Annotated in this window: 25 protein-coding genes; 13 read left to right on the top strand and 12 right to left on the bottom strand. The window is 34.6% G+C overall.

All coding sequences use genetic code 11. The annotated features are described in order from the left end of the window. The first annotated feature begins 71 nt into the window (after positions 1–71). The 4 genes from BW926_RS01480 to BW926_RS01500 all read left to right on the top strand — a co-directional run bounded on the left by BW926_RS01480 (position 72) and on the right by BW926_RS01500 (position 3,537). Positions 72–767 carry a YjjG family noncanonical pyrimidine nucleotidase gene (locus BW926_RS01480; protein WP_076443625.1) on the top strand — a complete coding sequence of 232 codons (696 nt, stop codon included), beginning with the start codon at positions 72–74 and terminating at the stop codon, positions 765–767. A 488-nt stretch (positions 768–1,255) separates the two neighbouring features. After that, the gene (locus BW926_RS01490; RefSeq protein ID WP_179077970.1) at positions 1,256–1,465 is read left to right on the top strand and encodes a PepSY-like domain-containing protein; all 210 of its coding nucleotides are present in this window, start codon (positions 1,256–1,258) and stop codon (positions 1,463–1,465) included. Between the two features lie 77 nt (positions 1,466–1,542). Beyond that, positions 1,543–2,214: a response regulator transcription factor gene (locus BW926_RS01495; protein WP_076443628.1), complete on the top strand. Its 672-nt coding sequence runs from the start codon at positions 1,543–1,545 to the stop codon at positions 2,212–2,214. Then, positions 2,215–3,537, top strand: a complete 1,323-nt coding sequence (locus tag BW926_RS01500) for a sensor histidine kinase (RefSeq protein WP_076443629.1) — start codon at positions 2,215–2,217, stop codon at positions 3,535–3,537. On the opposite strand, the gene trpS is transcribed toward BW926_RS01500, so the two are convergent. From trpS to ileS, 7 genes are all read right to left on the bottom strand, one after another. Next, positions 3,538–4,506 carry a tryptophan--tRNA ligase gene (gene trpS, locus BW926_RS01505; RefSeq protein WP_076443630.1) on the bottom strand — a complete coding sequence of 323 codons (969 nt, stop codon included), beginning with the start codon at positions 4,504–4,506 and terminating at the stop codon, positions 3,538–3,540. Between the two features lie 226 nt (positions 4,507–4,732). Beyond that, positions 4,733–5,377: a SanA/YdcF family protein gene (locus tag BW926_RS01510; protein WP_076443631.1), complete on the bottom strand. Its 645-nt coding sequence runs from the start codon at positions 5,375–5,377 to the stop codon at positions 4,733–4,735. A 16-nt stretch (positions 5,378–5,393) separates the two neighbouring features. Further along, positions 5,394–6,032, bottom strand: coding sequence for a lipoprotein signal peptidase (locus BW926_RS01515; protein WP_076443632.1), 639 nt, complete (start codon positions 6,030–6,032; stop codon positions 5,394–5,396). After that, positions 6,032–6,223, bottom strand: coding sequence for a DUF2683 family protein (locus BW926_RS14705; RefSeq protein WP_076443633.1), 192 nt, complete (start codon positions 6,221–6,223; stop codon positions 6,032–6,034). Before BW926_RS14705 ends, BW926_RS01515 begins: the two co-directional genes overlap by 1 nt. Further along, entirely contained in the window at positions 6,172–6,486 is a 315-nt protein-coding gene (locus BW926_RS01525) for a DUF6576 domain-containing protein (protein ID WP_228403372.1), read from the bottom strand. Before BW926_RS01525 ends, BW926_RS14705 begins: the two co-directional genes overlap by 52 nt. Before the next feature lie 78 nt (positions 6,487–6,564). Then, positions 6,565–6,945, bottom strand: coding sequence for a TraR/DksA family transcriptional regulator (locus BW926_RS01530; protein WP_076443634.1), 381 nt, complete (start codon positions 6,943–6,945; stop codon positions 6,565–6,567). Positions 6,946–7,004: 59 nt separating this feature from the next. Next, positions 7,005–10,460 (bottom strand): isoleucine--tRNA ligase, encoded by a 3,456-nt coding sequence (ileS, locus tag BW926_RS01535; protein ID WP_076443635.1) that lies wholly within the window; start codon positions 10,458–10,460, stop codon positions 7,005–7,007. Positions 10,461–10,868: 408 nt separating this feature from the next. Between ileS and BW926_RS01545 the strand changes: the two genes are divergently transcribed. Next, a complete protein-coding gene (locus BW926_RS01545) occupies positions 10,869–12,542 on the top strand; it encodes a M23 family metallopeptidase (RefSeq protein ID WP_076443637.1) in 1,674 nt (557 codons plus the stop codon). Between the two features lie 148 nt (positions 12,543–12,690). Next, positions 12,691–13,983, top strand: coding sequence for a flexirubin biosynthesis putative acyl-CoA ligase FlxY (locus BW926_RS01550; protein WP_076443638.1), 1,293 nt, complete (start codon positions 12,691–12,693; stop codon positions 13,981–13,983). A gap of 57 nt (positions 13,984–14,040) precedes the next feature. Here BW926_RS01550 and BW926_RS01555 read toward each other — a convergent pair whose 3' ends face one another. Next, positions 14,041–15,288 carry an NAD(P)/FAD-dependent oxidoreductase gene (locus BW926_RS01555; RefSeq protein WP_076443639.1) on the bottom strand — a complete coding sequence of 416 codons (1,248 nt, stop codon included), beginning with the start codon at positions 15,286–15,288 and terminating at the stop codon, positions 14,041–14,043. Positions 15,289–15,386: 98 nt separating this feature from the next. Here BW926_RS01555 and hutH point away from each other — a divergent pair, with 98 nt between their 5' ends. The 7 genes from hutH (at position 15,387) to BW926_RS01590 (ending at position 23,848) form a co-directional block, all read left to right on the top strand. Next, on the top strand, positions 15,387–16,904 hold the full coding sequence (hutH, locus tag BW926_RS01560; protein ID WP_076443640.1) for a flexirubin biosynthesis tyrosine ammonia-lyase FlxA: 1,518 nt from the start codon (positions 15,387–15,389) through the stop codon (positions 16,902–16,904). Positions 16,905–16,997: 93 nt separating this feature from the next. Next, a complete protein-coding gene (gene fabG, locus BW926_RS01565; RefSeq protein ID WP_076443641.1) occupies positions 16,998–17,729 on the top strand; it encodes a flexirubin biosynthesis SDR family reductase FlxB in 732 nt (243 codons plus the stop codon). 112 nt (positions 17,730–17,841) lie between these two features. Continuing rightward, positions 17,842–19,062 (top strand): beta-ketoacyl-[acyl-carrier-protein] synthase family protein, encoded by a 1,221-nt coding sequence (locus tag BW926_RS01570; RefSeq protein WP_076443642.1) that lies wholly within the window; start codon positions 17,842–17,844, stop codon positions 19,060–19,062. A 4-nt stretch (positions 19,063–19,066) separates the two neighbouring features. Then, positions 19,067–19,321, top strand: coding sequence for an acyl carrier protein (locus BW926_RS01575; protein ID WP_076443684.1), 255 nt, complete (start codon positions 19,067–19,069; stop codon positions 19,319–19,321). A 118-nt stretch (positions 19,322–19,439) separates the two neighbouring features. Then, positions 19,440–20,324: an LpxL/LpxP family acyltransferase gene (locus tag BW926_RS01580; RefSeq protein ID WP_076443643.1), complete on the top strand. Its 885-nt coding sequence runs from the start codon at positions 19,440–19,442 to the stop codon at positions 20,322–20,324. Between the two features lie 220 nt (positions 20,325–20,544). Further along, positions 20,545–22,080, top strand: coding sequence for a phytoene desaturase family protein (locus tag BW926_RS01585; RefSeq protein WP_076443644.1), 1,536 nt, complete (start codon positions 20,545–20,547; stop codon positions 22,078–22,080). Further along, positions 22,070–23,848 carry a C45 family autoproteolytic acyltransferase/hydolase gene (locus tag BW926_RS01590; RefSeq protein ID WP_228403373.1) on the top strand — a complete coding sequence of 593 codons (1,779 nt, stop codon included), beginning with the start codon at positions 22,070–22,072 and terminating at the stop codon, positions 23,846–23,848. Before BW926_RS01585 ends, BW926_RS01590 begins: the two co-directional genes overlap by 11 nt. Before the next feature lie 136 nt (positions 23,849–23,984). Here the strand turns inward: BW926_RS01590 and BW926_RS01595 are convergent, their stop codons facing one another. From BW926_RS01595 to BW926_RS01610, 4 genes are read right to left on the bottom strand one after another with little or no spacing between them, the layout of a single operon-like run. Then, positions 23,985–25,157 (bottom strand): DUF2062 domain-containing protein, encoded by a 1,173-nt coding sequence (locus tag BW926_RS01595; protein WP_076443645.1) that lies wholly within the window; start codon positions 25,155–25,157, stop codon positions 23,985–23,987. A gap of 4 nt (positions 25,158–25,161) precedes the next feature. Continuing rightward, the gene (locus tag BW926_RS01600; RefSeq protein WP_076443646.1) at positions 25,162–25,638 is read right to left on the bottom strand and encodes a hypothetical protein; all 477 of its coding nucleotides are present in this window, start codon (positions 25,636–25,638) and stop codon (positions 25,162–25,164) included. After that, positions 25,635–26,015, bottom strand: a complete 381-nt coding sequence (locus tag BW926_RS01605; protein ID WP_143756482.1) for an ApeI family dehydratase — start codon at positions 26,013–26,015, stop codon at positions 25,635–25,637. The genes BW926_RS01600 and BW926_RS01605 overlap by 4 nt, the downstream gene beginning before the upstream one ends. Before the next feature lies 1 nt (position 26,016). Further along, on the bottom strand, positions 26,017–26,541 hold the full coding sequence (locus BW926_RS01610; RefSeq protein ID WP_228403374.1) for a flexirubin biosynthesis protein LolB2: 525 nt from the start codon (positions 26,539–26,541) through the stop codon (positions 26,017–26,019). Positions 26,542–26,602 lie beyond the last annotated feature (61 nt).

Raw genomic sequence — 26,602 nt, forward strand, 5'->3', positions numbered from 1 at the left:
CTCGAAGTTATGAAAACCACGAGCAAGAATTATCCGATTTCCAAAAATTAAAATTATTAATTTTGTGCTGTATGAAAATTCAGCACATTTTTTTTGATCTGGACAATACGCTCTGGGACCACCGCAAGAATGCCTACCTTACCATAAAAGATCTTTTCGAGAAAGAAGAAATTACTTTAAAATATAATATAGATTTTGAAGTGTTTCATTCTGTTTATCATAAAATTAATGAAAGTCTCTGGGAAAAGATAAGAGATGGAATTATTGATAAGGAATATTTGAGAAAGCACCGTTTTTATGATACATTCAGACGTTTTAATGTGGATGATGAAATGCTTTCCATGTATTTTGAAGAACATTTTTTAGATAAAATCCTAAATCATAATGAGCTTGTGGAAGGTACGGAATACATTCTGGATTATTTAAAGAATAAAAATTATACTTTACATGTGATTTCCAACGGATTTCAAGAAGTAACGGAGAGAAAATGCATTTTATCGGGTATCGACAAATATTTTCAAACCATTACTAGTGCTGATACGGTGGGAGTACGAAAACCAAATCCTGAAATTTTTGAGTATTCATTAAATCTGGCTAAGGCTGATAAAGAAAAAAGTATTCTTATCGGTGATGACTGGATCGCAGATGTTGTCGGTGCACAAAATTATGGAATGGATGTTATTTTTTTTGATACATTACATGAAAATAAACAGGAAACGGGCCTGAAATCAGTTAGGCATCTTTTGCAGATCAAAGATTTTTTATAAAATAATTAATTTTTATGGGTTTTTATATTATACGTAATCAAATAGTTATGTATAGTGCTGCTTTGTTTGTACATCAGAATTCCTTTTTTTCCTAATTCTTTCCCAAATTGATTCTAAACTTTGTTCCATAATAATTAAGCATATATAAAAATTATGGAAAAAAAGACCACCACCACAGTATCAGTGAACATGATATTAACATTGTCGGCAGCTACCTATGGACAGAATAGAACAATTAACCAAAATCAATTTAAAATATTTCTATTTACGAATTTTAAAGATATTGCTATAGGTTCTGCAACGGAGTACAGAGAAATTTATGGTGTTAGGAAATATAATATGACGTAAAAATAAAGTTCGACAGCAAAGGAAAGAAGATACTATAAAGCGGAGCTTTCCAGCTGTATTGACCTGGAATTCGATGCAAACAGAGTTTTTTTTAAAATTGATGATTAATCTTAATGTTTAACCCACAAAAATTTATCAACATGGCAAACTGGAATTTAATAAAAGGACATAATAAAAAGTTTTCTGCAAAATCTATCAGAAAAAGTATTTTAGAATATTTGACGACACATCATCAGGGAAGCTTAGTAAGTTCTATTGAAAAGAAATACAATGCATATAAGATCAACCTGATGAATGGTTTAAGTCTTATTTTTGATGCCCATGGGCGACATGTAAAAACAAGTTCTTAGCCTTTACAAACAGCTTCCTCCTTAGAGGAGGCTTTTATTTTTTTATATCTTTGATATGAACTTATAACACTCAATTGATGAAAATTTTAATTATAGAAGACGAACCCGAATTAAAAAATATTGTCCAAAGCTTTCTCGAAGGAGAACAATTTATTGTAGAACACGCAAAAGATTATAGCTCCGGACTTGACAAAATCATCTCTTATGAGTATGATTGTATTCTTTTAGATATCATGCTTCCCGATGGAAACGGTATTGATCTGCTAAGGGAAATTAAAGCCATGCACAAAAAAGATCCCGTGATTATCCTCTCTGCCAAAGATTCTGTTGATGATAAAGTTTCAGGATTGGAGATTGGTGCAGATGACTACTTGGCAAAACCCTTTCATCTGGCTGAACTGATGGCAAGGATAAAGTCTGTGATCAGAAGAAAAAGACAGGACGGGGAACATATAATTTCTTATAAAAATATCAATATTGATCCAGAAAACAGAAGGGTTTTAATTAATAATGAAGAATTGATTTTGAATCGTAAAGAATATGATTTGCTGTATTATTTTATGATCCATCCTCAGAAAACATTACAGAAAACAACTCTTGCCGAAGCCATTTGGGGAGATTATATTGATCAGGCAGATAGTCTGGATTTTATTTATTCTCAAATTAAAAACCTCCGTAAAAAGTTGAAAAGCTTAGGTTCAGAAGCTGATTTCCAAGCGGTGTACGGCATCGGCTATAAATTGATTTAAATGAAAAGCTCGTTAAAATATTACACAATAAAATACTTGATAGTTGTCTTACTACTTATTATTGCAGTGTGGGCGGCCCTATTTTATGCTTTTATTCTAGATGAAGTCCATGATAACGTAGACGATGGTTTAAAAGACAGGAAAATACAAATTATAAAGGCAATCTATCTCGATCCTCAACTATTAAAAAATAATGAATATGGGTTTAATGAATTTAAGGTAAAACAAATTTCCGCCTCAGATTATAAAGATAAAAACCGATTGTACAACAAAATGTATTACATGGAATATGATGATCAGGACCAGCCATACAGGGTTCTTGAAACAGATTTTGTAGATCAGTTCGGGCATTATCAGAAGCTGAAAATAAGAGCTTCTACCGTTGAGCAGAATGAATTAATCTATGATCTGACATCCGCTCTTATTGTCTTGTATATTTTATTAGTAGCAAGTATTGTTGTGGTAAACGGATTCTTGTTGAATAAAGCAATGAAACCATTTTACTTAATTTTAAATAAACTAAAAAAATACCAGTTTGGCGTTTCTTCACCATCGGCTCCTGAAAAATACAAGGTAAAAGAATTTGAAGAATTAAACACAGAAATTGATGAGATGATTGAACGGAACGAGCTTGTTTTTCATCAGCAGAAGCAGTTCATAGAAAATGCCTCACATGAGTTGCAGACCCCTTTGGCCATTGTAATCAATAAGATAGATCTAATGATTCAGAATGAAGATTTGGAAGAGAAAAGCGTCAATACTTTTGTAGAAGTCAAGAATGACCTAAGAAGGATGGTGGCGGTAAACAAATCTTTGCTGATGCTTTCGAAAATTGAAAACAGCCAGTTTAATAAAGTTCAGACTGTGAATTTTAATGAAATGATAAATGCGCTGCTCAAAGAATACGAAGATTTTATTGAGTTTAAAAATATTAAAGTAAATGTGTCGGAAGAAGAAGATTTAATATCAGATTTCAATCCGGATTTGGCCAATGTCTTATTGTCGAATTTACTAAAAAATGCTGTGAAATATAATCATCAGAACGGAAATATTAATATTATCATTGAAAAAGACAGAATGATTTTCCAAAACTCAGGTTCCGTAAAAGCTTTGGACCGCGAGAAAATTTTTAACCGTTTTTACAAGCAAAGTTCTGATCATACTTCTTCCGGGCTTGGGCTTTCGATTATTATGTCAATTATTAAACAATATCAGGCTTGGGCTATTTCTTATGAGTTTGAAAATGAGATGCATAATTTTATTCTCTCAAAAAAACAAAAGCCTTCCGATCCGAAAGGCTTAAAATATATTTCAAAAAGTTGATTAAAATCCTAGGCTTTCTCTCACTCTTTTGATAGTCCGTGTAGCAACTAGTCTTGTTTTTGCTGCTCCTTCCTGAAGTTTTGCTTCCAGCTCATCAAGATTATTCATATAATAGTTGAAGGTTTCCCTTTCTTTTTCAAATCTTGTAAGGATTAAATCTAAGAGTTCATTTTTTGCATGGCCGTAACCGAAATTACCGGCTAAGTACTTTGCTCTCAATTTTTCCGTTTGCTCAGGGTTTGCAATCAGCTGATAGATGGCAAAAACCTTATCAGTGTCAGGGTCTTTTGGCTCTTCCAATGATTTAGAATCTGTTTCTATACTCATTACTTGTTTTTTTAATTCTTTTTCAGGTAAGAAAATGTTAATGATATTTCCTCTGGATTTAGACATTTTGTGTCCGTCTGTTCCGGGTACATATTTTGTGTTTTCCTGAAGCTCAGCTTGTGGCAATACCAAAACCTCACCCATCTGGCTGTTGAATCTTGAAGCTACATCACGTGCAATTTCCAGATGCTGAAGCTGATCTTTTCCTACAGGTACAATTTCAGCATCGTACAGCAAAATATCTGCAGCCATTAAAATTGGGTAGGTGAATAAGCCTGCATTCACATCCTGCAGCCTGTCTGCCTTATCCTTAAACGAATGCGCCAAAGTAAGTCTCTGATAAGGAAAAAAACATGATAAATGCCAAGAAAGTTCACAGGCCTCAGCAATATCGCTTTGTCTGTAGAAATATGTTTTTTCTGTATCCAGCCCACAAGCAAGCCAAGCCGCAGCGATCTCGTAGGTATACTGTTTCATCACCTGTGCGTCTTTAATTTGTGTTAAAGCATGCAGATTGGCAATAAATAAAAAAGACTCGTTTTCTCCTTGCTTTGATAGCTCAATTGCAGGAATGATAGCACCAAGCAGGTTACCCAGGTGCGGTGTTCCGGTGGCTTGAATGCCGGTAAGAATTCTTGACATTGTTAAAATTTATATTAAAATTAATGAATTGCAAATTTATGGATTTCTTCCGCAGATTTCACGAGTTTACACAGATGTTCGTGTTATAATTTTTCACTTTAAAGAAACTCTGGTAATTGGTATCAATAGGAGCGGACTTTAGTCCGCTTTCAAAAATAAATATAAAGAATTGGAGCTTTAGCCGAAACCTGAAATTATTTTATCTGCAAAACCATCAATAAAAAAATCAAGGAATCAAAATTTTATCTCCCCCAAGCTTCGGCTCAACACCCAAAAGCAGGTCATAATATGCTTTCGCTTTCGCCAGATATTCCCTTACATTGGTTTTAAAACCAGCATATTTGCTTACATCTTTTGCATTATATCCAAAGGCGTCAATTCCGTTTTCCTTAGCTAAAAAAACAGCCCTTTCATTATGGAACTTCTGTGAAATAATGATCAGCCTTATCTGCCCAAAAACTTCCTTTGCCCTTACCACAGAGTCCAAAGTTCTGAAACCTGCATGATCCAGAAAGATACTGTCTTGCGGAATTCCGTATTTCATTAAGGTTAAAAGCATATCCTCTGGCTCGTTATAATCTTTTGTACTGTTGTCACCGCTTACGATGATGTATTTTATTTTTCCGCTTCTATACAGATCTATGGCTGCCTGGATCCGGTTGTAGAAATAAGCGTTGGGAAGCCCGCTATTCAGGTTTTTGCTTGTTCCGAGAAGTAGGGCGGTTTTCGTCTCAGGAATGTCGGCGATGTTGTAAGAGATATAGGCCTCACTATTTTTCTTGATACTGTAGTTGGCCCAGGCAATAAAAATAATTCCTGCAACCATAAGAAGCAGGAAGATTTTAAAAATATTTTTAATGATTTTTTTCATTCTTCGTGAAAATATTCTAAAATTCTAATCCGTTCGGGAATGCTTTTTTTCTGAAAATTAATAATAAAATAGCACCAACTGTAATCGCAGAATCTGCTACATTAAAAATATATTTGAAAAATTCAATATGTTTTCCTCCTATTAAAGGCCAGCTTTCAGGAACATTCCAGTCTACCAGCGGGAAATGAAGCATATCCACCACGCAGCCTCTCATGAAAGTAGAATATCCCTCACCGAAAGAGGTGATTTTTGAAATTCCGCCGTAGCCGATCCACCGGTCAATACTAGCATCGTATACTGTTCCACTATCGAAAATTAACCCATAAAACATACCATCAATTAAATTTCCAATTGCTCCAGCAAAAATCATGGCCATCGGAATTAGAAGATAATTAGATTCTCCTTTTTGTAACCATTTTTTAAACAAATAAATGATTCCTCCAATTAAAATAACCCTTACAATAACCAAGAAATATTTACCAATAACGCCACCAAAATGAAGTCCGTAAGCCATTCCCGGGTTCTCGACGAAAGTCAGTTTAAAGCCAGGTAAAACAGTAATACTATCATCCAGATTGAAATGTGTTTTTATATAAATTTTTGAAGCCTGATCAATTAATAAAATAAGAAGCGTTACAAATAATATCTTTTTCATTACAATCCTTTTGGTTTAGAAGGTTTTGCTATTTTTTCATTTTTTGTGTCAACGATTTTCTTAATCGTTTTTTGATTGTGATGGGTGTTTTTGGTATGGAATTTTTCGAATTTAATGTTCATTTCTTTTAAAACACTCTTCAGTGCACTAAGTTCCATTGCATTTCTGGTGTGTACAATAATTGATTCCATTGAATTTGAATTTGATTTTTATTTTTAGACAATTCATCAAGTCTTTTTCTGTCTTTTATAGTTAGGTCATTGATACCATTTTTGCCCATTTTACTTAAAAGTCTGTCGATTTCTTTTTCCCTGTTACGCTTATCAGAATTGAATTGATCATCAATCGTGTAGTTTCTTTGTTTGTCATGGAGAAACCTGTTTATGATCCAGCCTCTGTTGAAAAATGCTAAAACTGCGACGAGAATAATAATTAAAATTAATAATTCGCTCATGGATATAAATTAAAAATTAGGTTTATAAAGTATCCTGAAATACCATATAAACCCAAAATTATTTTAATCAACCTTATGCTATTTCTGCATATTTTTCGCCTCAATGCTTAATGTAGCGTGAGGTACGGCCAGCAATCTTTCTTTAGGGATCAATTTACCGGTTACTCTGCAGACCCCGTAGGTTTTATTTTCAATTCTTATTAAAGCGTTTTTAAGATCACGTACGAATTTTTCCTGTCTTCCGGCCAAAATAGAATTCTGTTCTTTACTTAATGTTTCAGCACCTTCTTCAAACGCTTTAAATGTAGGAGATGTATCATCCGTTCCGTTATTCTGATCATTGATAAAACTTTCTCGGATCAACTTCAAATCGTTTTCTGCTTTTTCTATTTTTTCTTTAATGATAGCTTTAAATTCTTGTAAATCAGTATCACTGTATCTTACTCTTTCGTCTGACATGTTCTTTTCTCTTTTTTAATAAAATTATGAAATGGAATTTGAAAAACAATAACTATATGTTAATTTTTTTCAATATTTAGTTTAAAATTAACCTCATCTATTTCGATTTCGTTAAAATTTGAAAGTGAAGATACAATTTCTATTTTATTTGACAAGACTTCAGATGAAATATATTCTTCATTTTTCTTGATATCATTCAAGAAAGGAGTATTTTCTTCCAATGTGATGGAAATTCTGTCTGTCAGGTCAAATTCTTGGTCTTTTCGCAGGTTCTGAACTCTGTTGATGAATTCTCTTGCAATACCTTCAGATTTTAACTCGTCTGTTAATGTCAAATCTAATGCCACAGTTGTTTTTCCATCAGAAGTTACCGTCCATCCCGGAATATCTTTTGTAGAAATTTCTACGTCATCAAGCGTAATTTCGTATCCTTGAACGTCTAATTTTCCTTCTTTTTCTAATATTGAAATCTGTTCTGCATTAAAATTTGCAATCTCTCCTCCAACCACTTTCATGTCTTTTCCTAATTTTGGACCAAGAACTTTGAAATTCGGTTTTATCTGTTTTACAATTAAATCTGCCGCCTCTTCAGCATTGATTAATTGAATTTCTTTTACGTTTACTTCCTGTTTAATCAATTCAGAAACCGCAGCAATTTGCTCCTCAGCTTTTAAATCTAAGACAGGAATTAATACTTTTTGTAAAGGTTGACGAACTTTTACATTTTCTTTCTTTCTTAAAGAGAAAACCATACTTGTAATGTTCTGCGCTAAATGCGTTTTTTCAACCAAATCCTGATCGATTAAACTTTCATCAGCAACAGGGAAATCCGTCAAGTGAATAGATTCTGCAGTTTCTTTTCCTGTAACTTTATTTAAATCCTGATACAACTGATCCATAAAGAACGGAGCGATTGGCGCAGATAATTTAGCAACAGTTTCCAAACAAGTATATAAAGTCTGGTAAGCCGAGATTTTATCATCCGAATAATCCCCTTTCCAGAAACGTCTTCTGCACAATCTTACGTACCAGTTACTCAAATTATCATTCACAAAAGTGTTGATTGCTCTTGCAACTCTTGTCGGCTCGTAATCCTCGTAAAATGCTTTTACTTCTTTGATTAATAAATTTAGTTCAGACAAGATCCATCGGTCGATTTCCGGTCTGTTCTCAACTTCTTTTTCAGAATAATTGAATCCGTCAACGTTCGCATACAAAGCAAAGAACGAATACGTATTGTAAAGTGTTCCGAAGAATTTTCTTCTCGTTTCATCAATTCCTTCGATGTCAAATTTCAGGTTTTCCCAAGGATTAGCATTGGAAACCATATACCAACGAGTAGCATCCGGCCCATAAACCGCCAATGTTTCAAACGGATCAATTCCATTTCCTTTGGATTTTGACATTTTCACGCCGTTTTTATCCAAAACAAGTCCGTTACTCATTACATTTTTATAAGCAACTGAATCAAAAACCGCCGTTCCGATCGCATGAAGTGTGTAAAACCAACCACGAGTCTGATCAACCCCTTCCGCGATGAAATCTGCCGGGAATGCCTTATTATTGTCTATTAATTCTTTATTCTCAAAAGGATAATGCAACTGCGCATAAGGCATTGAACCAGAATCGAACCAAACGTCGATCAGGTCACTTTCACGCTTCATAGCTCTTCCTGAATCTGAAACAATGATGATTTGGTCAACGATATTTTTGTGTAAATCAACCAAAGCATAATTCTGTTCAGACATATTTCCGATGATAAAACCTTTGTACGGATTCTCTTTCATGAATCCAGCTTCAATAGATTTTTCGATCTCGTTGTATAATTCTTCTACGGAACCTATGATTTTTTCTTCTTTCAAATCGTCTGTTCTCCAGATCGGCAACGGAATTCCCCAATATCTTGAACGAGAAAGGTTCCAGTCGTTTACGTTTTCCAACCAGTTTGCGAAACGTCCTTCTCCTGTTGCTTTTGGCTTCCAGTTAATTGTTTCATTCAGTTCTACCAAACGGCTTCTCAATGAAGTCATTTTTACAAACCAGGAATCCAACGGATAATATAATAACGGCTCATCTGTTCTCCAGCTGTGTGGATAACTGTGAACATATTTTTCTACTTTGAAAGCCTTATTTTCTTTTCTTAATTTTAAAGCAATTCTTTCATCTACAGAAAGATAAGCCTTCAAATCTGCAATGATTGACTTTAAATTTTCTTTCTGAATATTTAATTCCGTATTTTTTTCGTCTTCGCTAAGATATTCACCTTTTACATATTCATTCGCAAAACCATAGATCTCATCGCTTACGATAGATAAAAATCTTCCCTGTAAATCTACTAATGGAATTGGGTTTTCATTTTCATCTAAAACCAACATTGGCGGAACTTCTGGTTGAGCTTCTTTAGCTACTTTCGCATCATCAGCACCAAAAGTCGGCGCGGTGTGAACTATACCGGTTCCGTCTTCTGTAGTCACGAAATCTCCGGAGATTACTCTGAACGCATTTTCAGGATTTTGGTAAGGAAGAGCGTACTGTAATAATTGCTCATATTTAATTCCAACCAAATCAGCTCCTTTGAATTCTGCTAAGATTTGATAAGGGATAACTTTCGTTTCAGAAGTGTAATTTGCAAAATCTTCGTCTGTTCCTTCAGCATATTTTTTAGCAAACTGTTTTCCAACTAAATTTTTTGCTAAAACAACATTAACTGGCTCAAAAGTATATTGATTGAAAGTTTTAACTAAAACATAATCGATTTTCGGACCTACTGTCAAAGCTGTATTTGAAGGCAACGTCCATGGAGTTGTCGTCCAAGCTAGGAAATGTACGTCTCCAAAACCTTGTAAAAACGAAGGCAGTGTTTCCGGTAATGTTTTGAATTGAGAAACAACTGTTGTGTCAGAAACATCACGGTAAGCTCCCGGTTGGTTTACTTCGTGTGAAGAAAGTCCGGTTCCTGCTTTTGGAGAATAAGGCTGGATCGTGTAGCCTTTATACAATAATCCTTTATCGTACAATTGTTTCAACAGCCACCAAACGGTCTCCATGTATTTTGATTTGTACGTGATATACGGATCATCAAGATCAACCCAATAACCGATTTTCTCGGTAAGGTTGTTCCAAACGTCTGTATAACGCATTACCGCTTCACGACAAGCTTTGTTATAATCTTCAATTGAAATTTTTTTGCCAATATCTTCTTTAGTGATTCCTAATTCTTTTTCCACGCCAAGCTCTACAGGAAGTCCGTGTGTATCCCAACCCGCTTTACGGAAAACCTGCTTCCCGTTCTGGGTCTGATAACGACAGAAAATATCCTTCAATGCTCTGGCCATTACGTGGTGAATTCCAGGCATACCGTTTGCTGAAGGCGGACCTTCGTAAAAAACAAACTCAGGTTGCCCCTCACGAATCTCAACACTCTTATTGAAAGTTTTGTTCTGTTTCCAGAATTCCGCTACATTCTTTGCTACGTCAATAAGGTTGAGGTTTTTGTATTCTTTAAATTGGCTCATTGTAATATATCAATATCGTTGATTAATTAAGTTGGCAAATTTACTAAAATTTGTCGGTTTATAATATATGTTTTATTTTGATATTTCCTATTAAAAAGTTCTGTTTCAGAAATATAAATGGTGGGATTGGTTTTTTGTGGATTGTGAATTGTAAAATGTGCTTTTTTGAATTGAATTTTAAACACAATAGCACTAATGTTTTCACAAATATCACAGATTTTTGCCAAGTGGCGGATCAATAGGAGCGGACTAAAGTCCGCTTTCAAAATGATAGATTTGAATTTGGTTTTAACCAAAACTTAAAATAATCTCGCAGATTTTTGACGCAATCATCCGTGAAAATCTGTGAAATCAGTGGGAGATAGAAGAATTTTTCGTAATTTTAAAATAGCACTTAAAACCATTTGTATGAAAATCTTTCTCCGACTGATTATTTTTATTGACCTAATCAATAGTATTACAACATTTGCTCAAAATTATCCACAAGGTTATTTCAGAAATCCTTTAAATATTCCTATCAATCTCGCCGCCAATTTCGGGGCAGTTCGTTCCAATCATTTCCACATGGGATTAGATATTCGAACCAACAGTCAGGAAAACTTACCTGTCGTTTCCGCTGCAGATGGGTATGTAAGCCGAATAAAAGTTGAAAGATATGGTTTTGGAAATGCAGTTTATGTTACTCATCCAAATGGTTATACAACAGTTTACGCTCATTTAAATAAATATTTCGATCAACTTGATAAATACGTAAAAGACCAACAATACAAAGACGAAAAATGGGAACAGGATATTAGTTTTTCGCCTAACCAATTTCCTGTGACGAAAGGACAGCTCATTGCTTTAAGCGGAAATACGGGAGGTTCCGCAGGACCGCATCTGCATTTTGAAATCAGAGATACAAAAACAGAAGAATGTATCAATCCTTTGCTGTTTGGATTTAATATTCCTGATGGGATTGCTCCGATTATAAGTGGATTGTATTGGTATGACCGTCGGTTTAGTACGTATGAACCGGGAGCAAATGGAATTGCTGTAAAAAAAGCGGGAAATGTTTATACTTCAAACGTAATTCAAGTGGATTCTCCTCAGATAAGTTTTGCTATAAAAGCGGTGGATAAAGCCAATCAAGGTTTTAATTTGGGAATTTACGATGCCGAATTATTAATGGATGGAAAATTGGTTTATAGTTTTAAAATTGATAGAATTCATTACAATGATACACGTTATATCAACGGCTGTGTAGATTATACAAAATTTATCCGCGATAAAATGAGTATTCAACATTTATCGAATTTGCCGGGAATGAAATTGCCGAATTATAGTTCCGGTTCGGATGGAATTATTAATCTTCAGGATAATGAAGTTCACAATATTGAAATTATTTTAAAAGATGTCAACGGAAATACAAGTCGATTGATAACAAAAGTTCAGTTGAGTAATTCATCAGAAAAAATTTCATCAAACAATAAAACACTTTCTCCAAACGAATCAAAAACAATTAAAACAGAAAATGCAGAAATCAATTTAAGCAAAAATGCGGCTTACGATGCGGTGAATTTTAATATGTACGAAAAATCTGATGCAGAAGCAGTTTCAGGTGCTATAATTTTAAATAGCCCTTACATTCCGATTCATGATTATTATAGTTTAAAAATTAAACCCAATAGAAAATTATCGAACGAAGAGAAGGATAAAACAGTTTTAGAACTCAACTACGGAAGCGATAAAAATATCATCAAAGCAAAATGGAATGGTGATTGGGCAGAAGGACAATTCAACAGGCTCGGAACGGCAAGATTATTAGTGGATAATAATTTACCATTTGTTTCTCCAAGCTGGAAAGAAGGGGCAATTCTGAGTTCAGGTTCTTTAAGATTAAAAGGAACAACAAAGGTTGGTGACATCGAATCTTTCCGAGCAGAATTGGATGGAAAATGGCTGCGTTTTGCCAGAGTAAAAGATGATTTTGTCTATGTTTTTGATGAAAAATGCCCGAAAGGTTCGGGTTCTCATACATTAAAAGTGACAACTATCAATACGGCTGGAAATACAAATACGCAGACTTTTACTTTTCAATGATAATTTCGATTAAACACTAATGTCACAAATATCACAAAAAATAAATACAATCATCTATGAAAAATTGTGTCAATCTGTGGTTAAAATTTCAGAGGAAGCGATCTTTTAATTTTAATTAAATAAATTTGTCTTCTAAAAATAAAAACCATTGGAATTCTATCCATCAATCGAAAAATCGGACATTCAGGAAATAAAAAAGTTTCAGGAGCAAAAACTTCAGGAATTATTGACTTATCTTGAAACTCAATCACCTTTTTATCAAAAATTATTCAAAGAAAATAATATCAATATTTCGGATATTCAGACGTTGGAAGATTTGCAGAAAATCCCGACAACGACGAAAAACGATATTCAACAGAATAACGATGATTTCTTTTGCATTACTCCTGATAAAATTGTGGATTACAGCACGACATCAGGAACTTTAGGCGATCCCGTAACTTTCGGATTGTCCGACAACGACCTTGAAAGACTGGCTTACAATGAAGCGATTTCTTTCGCGTGTGCAGGAATCCAAAAAGGTGATGTTGTACAGATGATTACAACGATCGATAAAAGATTCATGGCCGGACTTGCCTATTTTTTAGGCCTGAGAAAAATGGGAGCAAGCGTTGTAAGAATGGGACCCGGAATTCCGGAATTGCAATGGGATTCGATTTTTAGATATAAGCCCAAATATTTAATTACCGTTCCTTCATTTTTGTTAAAAATGATCGATTATGCTGAGAAACACGGGATTGATTATAAGAATTCCAGTGTTTATGGAGCAGTTTGCATTGGGGAAAGCATAAAAAATCAGGATTTTACGGATAATATTTTATCTCAGAAAATTAAGGAAAAGTGGAATATTAAATTATTCTCAACCTACGCTTCGACAGAAATGAGCACGGCATTTACAGAATGTGAGTTTCAAATCGGCGGACATCAACATCCTGAATTAATCATTACTGAAATTCTCGATGATGACGGAAATGTGGTAAAAGAAGGCGAAAGCGGAGAATTAACGATCACAACTTTAGGCGTAGAAGCACTTCCTTTATTAAGATTTAAAACGGGAGATATTGTAAAAGCACATTATAAACCTTGTGAATGCGGACGAAATACGATGAGGTTAGGTCCTGTTATCGGACGAAAACAGCAGATGATAAAATACAAGGGAACAACTTTGTATCCGCCTGCAATGAACGATATTTTAAATGATTTCAACAATATTTTGTGTTATCAGATTGTTATTCAGTCGAATGAAATCGGGCTGGACGAAATTATCATTAAAATAAGCACAGACAGTGATTCTGAAAGCTTTGTAAATGAAGTCAGAGATCATTTCAGGGCAAAACTGAGGGTAAGTCCGAAAATTGAATTAATTGATTTTGATGTTTTGTCTAAAATCGTATTTAATCCAAACAGCAGAAAGTCGATTACGTTTACAGATTTAAGATAGTGACACCTTCAAAATACTATAAAACAAAAACGGTCTGAAAAATCTCAGACCGTTTTTTTATGCTTGTTGTTGTTTTTCTGTTTTAATAAACTCTGCAAGATTTTTTATCGCAGTATCGTGTATTCTCACAAAAGTATTTTTCTTGTTCCAAACGTAGCCTGCCAAAACTGCACAGATTTTTCTTTTCACATCAGGGTTTTCCGGTTGGTGGAAAAATAATTCCTGAAGATTTCCAGTGTACCATTCTTTTACGTAGGTGGTGAAAACATCAACACCATATAAAATATAATCTGCAAATTCGGTCTGCCAGTCTACTTTTTCGCCATTAAGCTGTCTTAAAGCCAATTTTGCTGCGGTCATTCCGCCCTCGGTTGCAAATGCCATTCCTGAAGAGAAAACCGGATCAAGAAATTCCGAAGCATTTCCTGTCAATGCAAAACCATCTCCAAATAACTTTTTTACGGAGCACGAATAATCTTTCAAATGTCTCGGTTCAAAAAGGAAGTCCACGTTTCCAAAACGCTTAACATAATAATCAGAGAGAGAAATAGCTTTTCTCAAAGCTTCTGCAGTATCTCCGTTTTCAGAAAGCTTATCAATATATTCAGTTGGGCCGACAATTCCTACACTCGTATTTCCATTTGAGAAAGGAATGACCCAAAGCCAAACTTCAGTTTCAATAATATCAAAAGAAATCAAAGTTCCTTCCGTTCCTTCTTCTCTATTAACATCTTTTACATGAGAGAAAATCGCAGAGTGTGGTGATAATTTCGAAGGTTTTTCCAAATCTAAAAGTCTCGGTAAAACTCTTCCGTAACCGCTTGAATCGATCACAAATTTTGCATGAATTTCCTTAGTTTCACCGTTTTTGTTTTTTACGGTTGTGATAGAATCTGTTCCGTTAAATTCAATACCGATCACTTCAGTTTCAAATTCAAGATCAATACCTTTATTAATCACTTCCTGAGCCAAAACGTTATCAAAATCAGCTCTGGGAACCTGCCAAGTCCAGTCCCAGCCTTCACCAAATTTATTACTGAAATCAAAAATGCAGACTTCGTTGCCTCTTAAAAAACGGGCACCCAGTTTTTTTTCAAAGCCCATTTTATCCAGTGCAGGAAATAATCCGGCCTCTTCAAAATGATCCATCACGCGTGGAATCAAACTTTCCCCAACAACCAGCCTCGGAAACTTTGTTTTTTCTACAACTTTCACGTTGACATTGTTGTTATTTAAGTATGAAGAAGATACACAGCCAGACGGCCCGGCCCCGATTACAAGCACGTCAACAAATTCTTTGCTCATCTTTGATTTTTTATTTTAATAATAACTTCTATCTTTGCCGCAAAATTAATGACAATTAATTAATAATTACAATATTATCTATTTATTACTTTTAATTAATGAAAATAAATAACTTTTTAGAACTGAACGACTTTAAAAAAATCATTATTAATAATGAAAAAATAGAACTGGATGAAACACTTCTTGCCAGAGTGGATGAAAGTTTTCAGTTTTTGAAGAATTTTTCGAAAAATAAAGTAATCTATGGCGTAAACACAGGTTTTGGACCGATGGCACAGTTCAAAATCAGTGATGAGGACACGCACCAGCTTCAATATAATTTAATCAGAAGCCATTCTTCAGGGATTGGAAATCCACTTCCTGCAGATGAGGTAAAAGCTTGTATGCTGGCAAGAATGAATACTTTGTCTTTAGGAAAATCGGGTGTTCATCAGTCAGTTGTTAATTTACTTAAAGAATTAATAAACAGAGATATTACACCGTTGATTTTCGAACACGGTGGAGTTGGAGCGAGTGGAGATTTGGTACAATTGGCGCACTTGGCTTTGGTTTTAATCGGTGAAGGTGAAGTTTTTTATAAAGGTGAAAGAAAATTAACGAAAGAAGTTTTCGAACTTGAAGGTTTAGAACCGATTCGAGTTGAAATTCGTGAAGGATTAGCTTTAATGAATGGAACTTCTGTCATGTCCGGAATTGGAATCGTTAATGCGCACAAAGCGAATCAATTAATAAATGTTTCTATTAAATTATCTTGCGCGATCAATGAAATTGTTCAGGCTTACGACGATCATTTATCTCAGGTTTTAAATGGAACAAAACTTCACGAAGGTCAGCAGGAAATTGCAGCAAGAATGCGCGAACATTTGGCTGACAGCAAATTGATCAGAAAAAGAGCTGATCATTTATATACTCACTTTGAAGAACAAGAAAAAGTTTTCAAAGAAAAAGTTCAGGAATATTATTCTTTAAGATGTGTTCCGCAGATTTTAGGACCTGTTTTGGACACGTTGGAATACACTGAAAAAGTGCTGGAAAATGAGATCAATTCAGCAAATGATAATCCCATCATAAACGTTGAAGATCAGCACGTTTACCATGGAGGAAACTTCCACGGAGATTATATTTCTCTAGAAATGGACAAGCTGAAAATTGTTGTCACGAAACTGACGATGTTAGCAGAAAGACAATTAAATTATCTTTTGAATGCTAAAATCAACGAAATCTTGCCTCCTTTTGTAAATTTAGGTAAATTAGGTTTCAATTTCGGAATGCAGGGTGTTCAGTTCACAGCAACTTCTACCACGGCGGAAAGCCAGATGTTGTCAAATTCGATGTATGTTCACAGTATTCCAAATAATAATGATAATCAGGATATTGTAAGCATGGGAACCAATGCTGCCGTAATCTGCAGAAAGGTGATCGAAAATGCCTTCGAAGTATTGGCAATCGAAGCCATCACCATTGTTCAGGCCATTGAATATCTTGAGTTTAAAGATAAAGTTTCAACGTCAACAAAAGAATTGTACGATGAAATAAGAAAAATCATTCCCACGTTCTCAAATGACATGGTAATGTATCCGTATTTGGAGAAAGTAAAACAATATTTAAAAAGATAATGGGTTCGAGGAGAACCCGGAGGGTTCAACAATAATAGCCGTAGGTGAAACCTATGGAAATATAAAACCATAATCTGGTAAAAACAACAACCAATGAAATGTGCAATCATCACAGGCGGCTCAAGGGGAATTGGAAGAGCAATCTGTATAAAACTGGCTGAAGATAAAAATTATCATATTTTAATTAATTATACTTCAAACGAAGCAGCAGCAAAGGAAACTTTAGCTAAAGTGGAAGAATTGGGTTCTACAGGAGAAATTCTGAAATTCGATGTAGGAAATGCCGAAGAAACTCAGAAAGTTTTAACAGAATGGCAGGAAAACAACCCAAAATCTATTGTTGAGGTTATTGTAAATAATGCCGGAATCACAAGAGACGGATTATTTATGTGGATGCCTAGTGAGGATTGGAATGCTGTGATTAACACAAGCTTAAATGGTTTTTTCAACGTGACGAATTTCTTTATTCAAAAATTGTTGCGTAATAAATACGGCAGAATTATCAATATGGTTTCTGTTTCCGGAGTGAAGGGAACTGCAGGGCAAACCAATTATTCTGCGGCAAAAGGCGCTTTGGTGGGAGCTACAAAAGCGTTGGCACAGGAAGTGGCAAAAAGAAATATCACTGTAAATGCAGTTGCACCGGGATTCATCAAAACAGATATGACTCAGGAATTTAATGAAGATGAATTAAAAGCAATGATTCCTGCCAACCGATTTGGTGAAGCGGAAGAAGTGGCAGATTTGGTAGCGTTTTTAGCATCTAAAAAGTCATCATACATTACAGGTGAAGTAATCAATATTAACGGAGGAATCTACTCGTAAATAATGTAACAATCTACCAATGTAAAAATTTACCAATATTGATTTAATGTAAAATTGATACATCGGTAAACTGATACATTGTTAAACTGATACATTGTTAAATTTAAAAAGCATGGAAAATAGGGTTGTAATTACCGGAATGGGAATTTATTCCTGCATCGGAACTTCTTTGGAAGAGGTGAAAGAATCTTTATTTCAAGGAAAATCCGGAATTGTTTTGGTGGACGAAAGAAAAGAATTTGGTTTCAGATCGGGATTAACGGGAGTTGTCCCGAAACCGGATTTGAAGAATCTTTTAAACCGCAGACAGCGTGTAAGCATGGGTGAAGAAAGCGAATACGCTTATATCGCAACTTTAGATGCTTTAAAACAAGCCAATATCGATCAGGACTTCTTAGATAATAACGAAGTCGGAATTTTATACGGAAACGACAGTGTTTCTCAGGCAGTTGTAGAATCAATCGACATTGCAAGAGAGAAAAAAGATACTACTTTAATGGGTTCAGGAGCGATTTTCAAATCGATGAACTCTACGGTGACGATGAATCTTTCTACGATTTTTAAATTAAGAGGAATCAATTTAACCATCAGTGCAGCTTGTGCAAGCGGTTCTCATTCTTTGGGATTGGCTTATATGATGATTAAAAACGGATTCCAGGATATGATTGTTTGTGGAGGAGCTCAGGAAACCAACAAATATTCGATGGCGAGTTTTGACGGACTGGGCGTTTTTTCTGTGAGAGAAGACGAACCGACAAAAGCATCAAGACCTTTCGATTCTGCAAGAGACGGCTTGATTCCTAGTGGTGGAGCGGCAACTTTAATTGTTGAAAGTTTAGAATCTGCCCAAAATAGAGGTGCCAATATCATTGCTGAAATCGTTGGATACGGGTTTTCTTCAAACGGTGGACATATTTCAACACCGAATGTTGACGGTCCTGCTTTGGCTATGAACAGAGCATTGAAACAGTCCGGTTTAACGGCAAAAGATATCGATTATATTAATGCTCATGCGACTTCCACACCAATTGGAGACGCAAACGAAGCAAAGGCGATCTACGAAATTTTCGGTGGTGAGGTGCCGGTAAGCTCCACCAAATCTATGACCGGTCACGAATGTTGGATGGCAGGCGCAAGTGAAGTTATTTACTCGATTCTGATGATGCAAAACGATTTCATCGCTCCGAATATCAATCTGGAAAGCCCTGACGATGAGGCAAAAAAGATAAATTTAGTAGCAAAAACAAAAAGTCAAAAAATTGACGTATTTTTGTCAAATTCTTTTGGATTTGGGGGGACAAATTCCGCATTAATTGTTAAAAAATTTGATTAAAAACATGGAAAGGGAAAAAATTGTTGCGATCGTCAACAACTTTTTGGTTAATGAATTTGAGGTAGACGGCGATGAAATCAGCAATGAAGCAAACTTAAAAACGACTTTAGGCTTAGACAGCTTAGATTATATTGATATGGTTGTAGTGATTGAATCTAACTTCGGTGTAAAATTGGGAGAGACAGACTTCAAGAAAATAATCACGTTCGATGACTTCTATTCGACTATCGAGAAGAAAATCGCTGAAAAAAACGCATAACTATCTACTAAAGCCTACTTTAGTTAAATGTAACCATATACCAATTAAACAGTTTACCAATGCTTTAAGTCTCATAAATTGTTACACTGTTAGATTGATACATTGTTAAATTAATACTATGAACAAGTGGAAAGGTAAATCTAAAGGCACAATTCTGGGCTACAGGATTTTCGTCTGGTGCATTAGAAATATCGGGATCCGGAATTCATATTTCGTGCTTTATTTTGTTGCATTCTATTACTTTTTATTCGAAAAAAATAGCAACAAATACTACAGATACTATTTCCAGAAAAGACTGAATTACGGCTATTGGAAAACAAAAATTTCTTTAATTAAAAGTTATTTCACTTTCGGAACGGTTTTGATTGATAAAACTGCAATTTCTGTAGGATTACGCGAAAAGTATACCTACGAATTCGACGGGATTGAAAACCTCCGAAACCTTTTAGTCGAGAAAAAAGGAGGCGTTTTAATCAGTGCCCATATCGGAAATTTCGAAATTGCAGAACATTTTTTTGCAGATATTGATTTTGATTGTCAAATTAATTTAGTGACAACAGATCAGGAAATTACAGTGATTAAAGAATATCTTGAAAGTGTTTCCGTTAAAGCGAGTAGCATCAAATTCATTTACGTAAAAGAAGATATGTCGCATATTTTCGATATCAATGAAGCGTTGTCAAAAAACGAACTAATTTGTTTTACAGGTGACCGTTATTTTGAAGGTTCTAAATTTTTGGAAGGAGATTTACTCGGAAAATCAGCAAAATTTCCGGCAGGTCCTTTCATGATTGCTTCAAGATTAGGCGTTCCGGTTGTGTATGTGTATGTGATGAAAGAAAAAAATCTTCATTATCATTTGTACGCGCGAGTTGCTCAAAACGTCAAAAAACGTGATGCGCAGGGACTTTTGAATTCCTATACTCAAAATTTAGAGTCCATGATTAAAAAATATCCTCTTCAATGGTTCAATTACTTCAATTTTTGGGATGATATTGATTAAATTCCCTACTTTTACTTCGAAAAAACTAATTTTTAAACTCAAACACTAAGATTCTTTTACGAATTAATCCTTTTTTTGCTTTGATTTTCATTGATTAGATTTTACTTTGCTGAGTATTAACGCTTTTGCGAACTTAAAAACAGTTAGTAGTAAAAAAATCTTTGCGAACTTTGCGTTAAATAAAATTATTTCTAAATTTCTTAGTAATTAATTTTTTCCTTTGAAAAAAGAATTTGACATACTTGTAATCGGTAGCGGATTGGGAGGACTTGTTTCGGCTTTAATTTTAGCCAAAGAAGGCTTAAAGGTGTGTGTCCTAGAGAAAAACAATCAATACGGTGGAAATTTGCAGACATTTTCCCGCGATAAACTTATTTTTGATACCGGAGTTCATTATTTGGGTGGTCTTTCGGAAGGGCAGAACCTTCATCAGTATTTTTCTTATCTGGAAATTATGGATGAGCTTGAGCTTCATAAAATGGACGAAGACGGCTATGATAAAATCACTTTCGGGGATGATGAAACACAATATCCTCATGCGCAGGGTTACAAAAATTTTGTTGAACAGCTATCGAAACATTTTCCGGAAGAAAGAGAAAATTTAGAAAATTATTGTGAAGAAATTCAAAGGGTTTGCAGCCAGTTTCCAAGATATAATTTGGTTGGAAAATATAATTACAATGAGGAACTTCTCTACCTGAATACCAAAAGATTTATTGAATCTTTAACAACGAATAAAAAACTACAATCTGTTTTATTGGGTTCAAATTTTTTATACGCCGGAGATTCGAAAAATGTTCCATTTTATGTTCATGCTTTAACGGTAGATTCCTATATTCAAAGTGCTTATAAATGCATAAAAGGAGGAAGTCAGATTTCAAAATTGCTGATTCGCAGACTTCGGGAATATGGAGCGGGGGTTCATAAACATTCAGAAGTTTCTGAATTTATTTTTAATGAAAATTCTTTAGCAGGTATAAAAACCAAGACGGGAAAAGAGTATTTCGCAAAAAAAATAATTTCAAATATAGAAATCCGTTCAACAATTAAATTAATTGGTGAAGAAAAATTAAAAAAATCCTTTTTAAACAGAATCATGAGCTGGGAACCTGTTCCTTCATGTTTCAGTGTTTATTTCGTATTGAAACCTCACATTTTGCCGAATTTTAATTATAATATTTACCATTATTCAAATGAAGAACTGGTCTGGAATGCTTATCGTTACAGTAAAAATTCATGGCCTGAGACGTATATGCTTTCTTCCACCCAATCAAAGCTGTATCCGGGATTTGCTGAAAGCCTGACGGCAATTTCTTACATGGATTTTGAAGAAGTTAAAGAGTGGGAAACAACTTTCAATACGGTTGCCGACGAGCACGAGCGGGGTGAACTGTATGAAAAGTTCAAACTTGAAAAAGCTGAAAAGATGATTACTGCCTTAGAAAAGAAAATCCCGAACTTAAGGCAGGCTATCAAGAAAACCTACACGTCATCTCCTCTGTCATACCGTGATTATATCGGAAGTTTCGACGGGAATATGTATGGTTATGTCAAAAGCTCAGAAAATCCCTTGAAAACAATGGTTTCACCACGTACAAAAATAGAAAACCTCTTTCTGACAGGGCAATCGGTGAATATGCACGGAATTTTGGGCTGTACCATTGGTGCTTTTAATACTTGCGCGGAAATCCTTGGAAAAGAGGTTGTTGATGAAAGATTAACACATTTGATTAATAAAAATAAAAGTGAAAAATAAGAAGAAAGATTATATGCAGTCTTTTGTCATTCTGAATGAAGCGAAGCGAAATAAAGAATCTAAACTTATAAAAAGAGATTCTTCCTATCGTCAGAATAGCAAACAGCATAACATAAATGCTTTATTTTTCTTTTGTTTCATTCTGATCCTCGCATCTTGCGGAATTAGAAAATCCGTCAACCATATTCCTGATGTAAAACAATATTCGCTTGAGATTCCGAAAGTCAGTAGAATAAACGATTCCACTTTTAGTTTTAATGAAAATTATTTAACAAAAAATAAGCAGCAGCTCTGGGAATTGTATATTAAAGGAAATCCTTTACAGCTGGGCTATAACAATGGAGCGTTAACGCAAAATCTGATGCAGAAACAGGAAGAAATTTTCTTTTCAAAAGTGGAAGGTTTTGTACCCTCGAAGTTTAAACAAAATCTGTTGAGAGGTTTTCTGAAATGGTACAACCGAAAAATGTACCTGAACGTTCGTGAAGATTACCAGGCTGAATTATATGGATTATCTCAATATTCTTCAGATAAATATGATTTTATTGCACCGAAATTTTTGAGAAGCATGTATCTGCACGGAGCGCATGACATCGGTCATGTGATGCAGGATCTGATGGTCGTTGGTTGCACTTCTCTCGCGGTTTGGAACGAAAATACGGAAGATGGAGACTTGCTGATTGGAAGAAATTTTGACTTTTATGTAGGTGATGATTTCGCTAAAAATAAGCTTATCGAATTTGTAGAACCTGAAGACGGAATCCCTTATTTATCTGTATGTTGGCCGGGAATGATTGGTGTCGTTTCCGGGATGAATAAAGAAGGAATTACAGTGACAATTAATGCGGGAAAATCTAAAATTCCGTTGACGGCAAAAACGCCGATTTCTTTGGTAACAAAAGAAATTTTACAATACGCTAAAAATATCGATGAAGCGATTGAGATTGCGAAAAAGAGAAAAGTTTTCGTTTCAGAATCTATTCTGGTGGGAAGTGCAAATGATAAAAATGCTGTGATTATTGAGATTTCCCCGGATAATTTTGGAGTATACAAAGTTGAAAATACAAGCCGTATCTTTTGTACCAATCATTTTCAGTCGGATGTTTATAAAAACGATAAACGTAACCAGAAACATATTCTTGAAAGTCATTCTGAGTATCGGTACGAAAAATTGCAGGAACTTTTAAAAGAAAATAAGAAATTAAACCCTGAAAAAATGGCTTCGATTTTAAGAGATCAATCGGGTCTGAAAGGGGAGAAGATTGGTTATGGTAATGAAAAGGCAATCAATCAGCTGTTGGCGCATCATGCGGTGATTTTTTCTCCTCGAAAAAAATTGGTATGGATTTCGGCAAATCCTTATCAGCTGGGAGAGTTTGTCTGTTATGATCTAAATGAAATTTTTTCTAATAAAAGATTAAAAAACGGAATATTTTCAAAATCTGAATTGAATATTGCAAAAGATCCTTTTGTAGATTCTCAAGAGTTGAAAAATTACGATGAATATAAGAAATTAAGTTCTCATATTGAAGATTTTATCGGTGATAAAAAAGCTAGACTTTCAGAGGATTTTATCAATTATTATCAGTCCTTAAATCCTGATTTTTGGATTGTTTATTATCAGGCTGGAAAATATTATTTTAATAAAAAAGACTATTCTAAAGCAAAAGTTGAATTTGAAAAAGCTTTAACGAAAGAAATTGCAACGGTTCCGGATCGAAAAAACCTTGAGAATTATCTGAAGAAAACGTTGAAAAAGTTGAGATAATTTGTATAACGACAAAAGCTTAGCCCTGATTGAGCGACATGTTTGAGCTTTTTTCGGGTTTAGGCTCGGCGGCTTCGCCGCCGAGCCTAAACCCGAAAAAACGAGTAGTGAAAGCAGGAATTAGCTCCTGATTCCGTCAATTATTTTCTGGATTTACTTTGTTGAGAAACAGGAATGTAGTGATTCCTGCAATTGCTGATAGTGAGATTGCTAAAATCGCGCTTCCGATTACATATTGAAGAAGATTATTTTTTACCAGCTCAAAATTTAATTCCTGATTTAAAATATTGCTGTCTGTGTGTACAAACGGCGTCCCGAGAAATAGAGATGCGGCTATGATAAAGGGAATAAAAGGAGGAAGGCTCACGTTGGAGGCCATAAATGCCAATACTTTGTTCAATTTAAAAAGTACTGCGAGAGAAATCACCAGTAGAGTATGAAATCCCCAGAAAGGGGAAAGCCCGATGAATACACCTAGTGCAATGGAGAAAGCCTTTGTACGATTGGTGCCATCACTTGCCATCACATCTTCTTTTATGAATTTTCTAATGCTTTTTTTTTTGAAATTATCCACGAAATTTCGCGGAATAATGTAAAGCAAAGTGATCATTACCAAGATTGTATTAAGAATACTGATCCTTGTAAAGTCTTTAAAAGGTCTGAAATGAGAAACTCTTTCCGCAGGATCATATAGTACTTTTATGGGAACATTTTTCACTTGAACGTGTCGCCACGCTGTTCGTACGATAATTTCGATTTCAAATTCAAATTTCGGAGTGAAATATTTTTTCGGAATTCTGTGTAAAGGGTATAATCGATAGCCGGATTGCGTATCTTCAAGCTTAATTCCTGTCTCGAACCAAAACCAAAAATTAGAAAAACGGTTCCCAAAGCTGCTTTTCTTTGGAATTCCGTCCTGAGACATATTTCGGTTTCCAATCAATAAAACATCTTCCTTTTCATTAAGCAAAGCTTCTACAAAAACAGGAATATCATCGGGATAATGCTGCCCGTCGGAATCGATGGTTATTGCATAGTTGTAGCCTGATTCTTTTGCCTTTCTGAAGCCTATATTCAAGCCGTTTCCTTTTCCTCTGTTCTCAAGCAAACTGATGACGTTAATTTGAGTATATTGTCTTAAAATTTGCTTTGTGGAATCGGTAGAGCCGTCGTTGACAACAATGATGTTTTTGGTGTAATCCAACACATCATCAATCACCCTTTTCAGGGTTTTTTCATTGTTGTAAGTAGGTATTAAAACACAGATCTTTTTTTTAGAGATTGCGTTTTGCACTTCTGGCAGGGTCATTGGGTTATTTTAATGTTGCTCTTTCTGCGTCGGTCATGGTTTTAGACTGTGCGGCAAATCTTTTAATATAATTTTTAAGTGAAGCATTTTGCTTGTTGTAATTATTTAAAAGAAATGCTTTATCATCTTTAAGACTTCCTCTATATGCTACAATTTTCGGGATATTTTCCTGAACGCTCATTCTGATCACTCTTAGTTCAGCATTATTGGGATTATTTTTAATAATGCTTTCAAGACTTGTTGCGCCAGATTTCACCAATGCTTTTCTATTCGTCTTTGCAGTTTTCGCTTCCATAATTTGCGCTGCAGCTTTATAACCCTGGATCACGGCATCAGAACCCGATGTTTTTTCTGCAGCATTGATGAATGCTTCTGTATTCGCATTTGAAGAATTTGCCTTTGTGTAGCTTTCTCTCAGAGTCTCAAGACTCGATTGAAAAAACAGAATAAAAGCCGCTAAAAATGAAAAAATAAGTTTCATAATGTCAACTTTTGATAGTTTACTGACATTTTTAATGCAATAGTCTCGCCAAAAGAAGTTGTGTTTTTTACTTTCACTTCTTCTTCCGTTTGAGTGATATCGAGATGCAGTTTCAAATCCGGTGTTTCAAATGGATTGATGATTGCCATAAATTTTACATTAGAAGCTGTTTTTAAGAATAATTTTGATCCTGTAAATTCTTCCGTCAGTTCTTTCACGATCTGCATCATACAAACTCCCGGAGTTACAGGATTTCCAGGGAAATGCCCCATGAAAATTTTATGATTTTTATTAAGGGAAATATTGGCAATATAACTTCCGTTTTCTGCCTGTTCATATGATTCCAAAGTATAAAAATCTGTAAGAATGGTTTGCATATTATTCTGTTTCAGTTATTTGAAATAGTTTTATGTTGATTTTGAAATCTTTATGTTGAAGATTCAAACTATCGGCGAAGATATGTTTTTTTGCATCAAAAGTGAAATCGATTTTCTCCATATTATTTTTCATGTAAATGATTTGATTTAATAAACTATTTTCTTTGTTGAAGAATAAATAGTAAGATTTTTTATCAATTTTTGAAAGATAAATTTTAGAATTTCCGTTTTCAAAACTTTTTGTTACAGGATATTTTTGCTTTAAAAGTTGTTGAAAATCATTCTTTAAAAAGTTGATAACAATTTTTTTATCCAAATCCGGAAGAACATAATTGAGTTTAAAATCATTCTCTGAAATTTCAAAATCAATTAATTTATTTCCAAAATCAGAAGTCATTGCAACACGGTGCATTGTTTCGTTAATTTTTTTTATACTTAAAATTCCGCTTACATGATTGTTGTAAATATCCATTTGACATTTATAAACGTAATCTTCCTTGGAAGAAAAGTATAAATTTTCAACCATTTTTTCAGAATTAGGAATAGATTTTACATCAGTCAGCTTGTAAGTTTTACACGAAATAAAC

Source organism: Chryseobacterium sp. RU37D, assembly GCF_900156075.1.
Lineage (GTDB): Bacteria > Bacteroidota > Bacteroidia > Flavobacteriales > Weeksellaceae > Chryseobacterium.

Coding starts and splice junctions, on each gene's coding strand:
- BW926_RS01610 (WP_228403374.1), bottom strand. CDS start 26,541: ATGGTTGAAAATTTATACTTTTCTTCCAAGGAAGATTACGTTTATAAA.
- BW926_RS01600 (WP_076443646.1), bottom strand. CDS start 25,638: ATGAAACTTATTTTTTCATTTTTAGCGGCTTTTATTCTGTTTTTTCAA.
- fabG (WP_076443641.1), top strand. CDS start 16,998: ATGAAATGTGCAATCATCACAGGCGGCTCAAGGGGAATTGGAAGAGCA.
- trpS (WP_076443630.1), bottom strand. CDS start 4,506: ATGTCAAGAATTCTTACCGGCATTCAAGCCACCGGAACACCGCACCTG.
- BW926_RS01580 (WP_076443643.1), top strand. CDS start 19,440: ATGAACAAGTGGAAAGGTAAATCTAAAGGCACAATTCTGGGCTACAGG.
- BW926_RS01605 (WP_143756482.1), bottom strand. CDS start 26,015: ATGCAAACCATTCTTACAGATTTTTATACTTTGGAATCATATGAACAG.
- BW926_RS01515 (WP_076443632.1), bottom strand. CDS start 6,032: ATGAAAAAGATATTATTTGTAACGCTTCTTATTTTATTAATTGATCAG.
- BW926_RS01480 (WP_076443625.1), top strand. CDS start 72: ATGAAAATTCAGCACATTTTTTTTGATCTGGACAATACGCTCTGGGAC.
- BW926_RS01500 (WP_076443629.1), top strand. CDS start 2,215: ATGAAAAGCTCGTTAAAATATTACACAATAAAATACTTGATAGTTGTC.
- BW926_RS01495 (WP_076443628.1), top strand. CDS start 1,543: ATGAAAATTTTAATTATAGAAGACGAACCCGAATTAAAAAATATTGTC.
- BW926_RS01525 (WP_228403372.1), bottom strand. CDS start 6,486: ATGAGCGAATTATTAATTTTAATTATTATTCTCGTCGCAGTTTTAGCA.
- BW926_RS01545 (WP_076443637.1), top strand. CDS start 10,869: ATGAAAATCTTTCTCCGACTGATTATTTTTATTGACCTAATCAATAGT.
- BW926_RS01575 (WP_076443684.1), top strand. CDS start 19,067: ATGGAAAGGGAAAAAATTGTTGCGATCGTCAACAACTTTTTGGTTAAT.
- BW926_RS14705 (WP_076443633.1), bottom strand. CDS start 6,223: ATGGAATCAATTATTGTACACACCAGAAATGCAATGGAACTTAGTGCA.
- BW926_RS01595 (WP_076443645.1), bottom strand. CDS start 25,157: ATGACCCTGCCAGAAGTGCAAAACGCAATCTCTAAAAAAAAGATCTGT.
- BW926_RS01490 (WP_179077970.1), top strand. CDS start 1,256: ATGGCAAACTGGAATTTAATAAAAGGACATAATAAAAAGTTTTCTGCA.
- BW926_RS01510 (WP_076443631.1), bottom strand. CDS start 5,377: ATGAAAAAAATCATTAAAAATATTTTTAAAATCTTCCTGCTTCTTATG.
- ileS (WP_076443635.1), bottom strand. CDS start 10,460: ATGAGCCAATTTAAAGAATACAAAAACCTCAACCTTATTGACGTAGCA.
- BW926_RS01570 (WP_076443642.1), top strand. CDS start 17,842: ATGGAAAATAGGGTTGTAATTACCGGAATGGGAATTTATTCCTGCATC.
- BW926_RS01530 (WP_076443634.1), bottom strand. CDS start 6,945: ATGTCAGACGAAAGAGTAAGATACAGTGATACTGATTTACAAGAATTT.
- hutH (WP_076443640.1), top strand. CDS start 15,387: ATGAAAATAAATAACTTTTTAGAACTGAACGACTTTAAAAAAATCATT.
- BW926_RS01555 (WP_076443639.1), bottom strand. CDS start 15,288: ATGAGCAAAGAATTTGTTGACGTGCTTGTAATCGGGGCCGGGCCGTCT.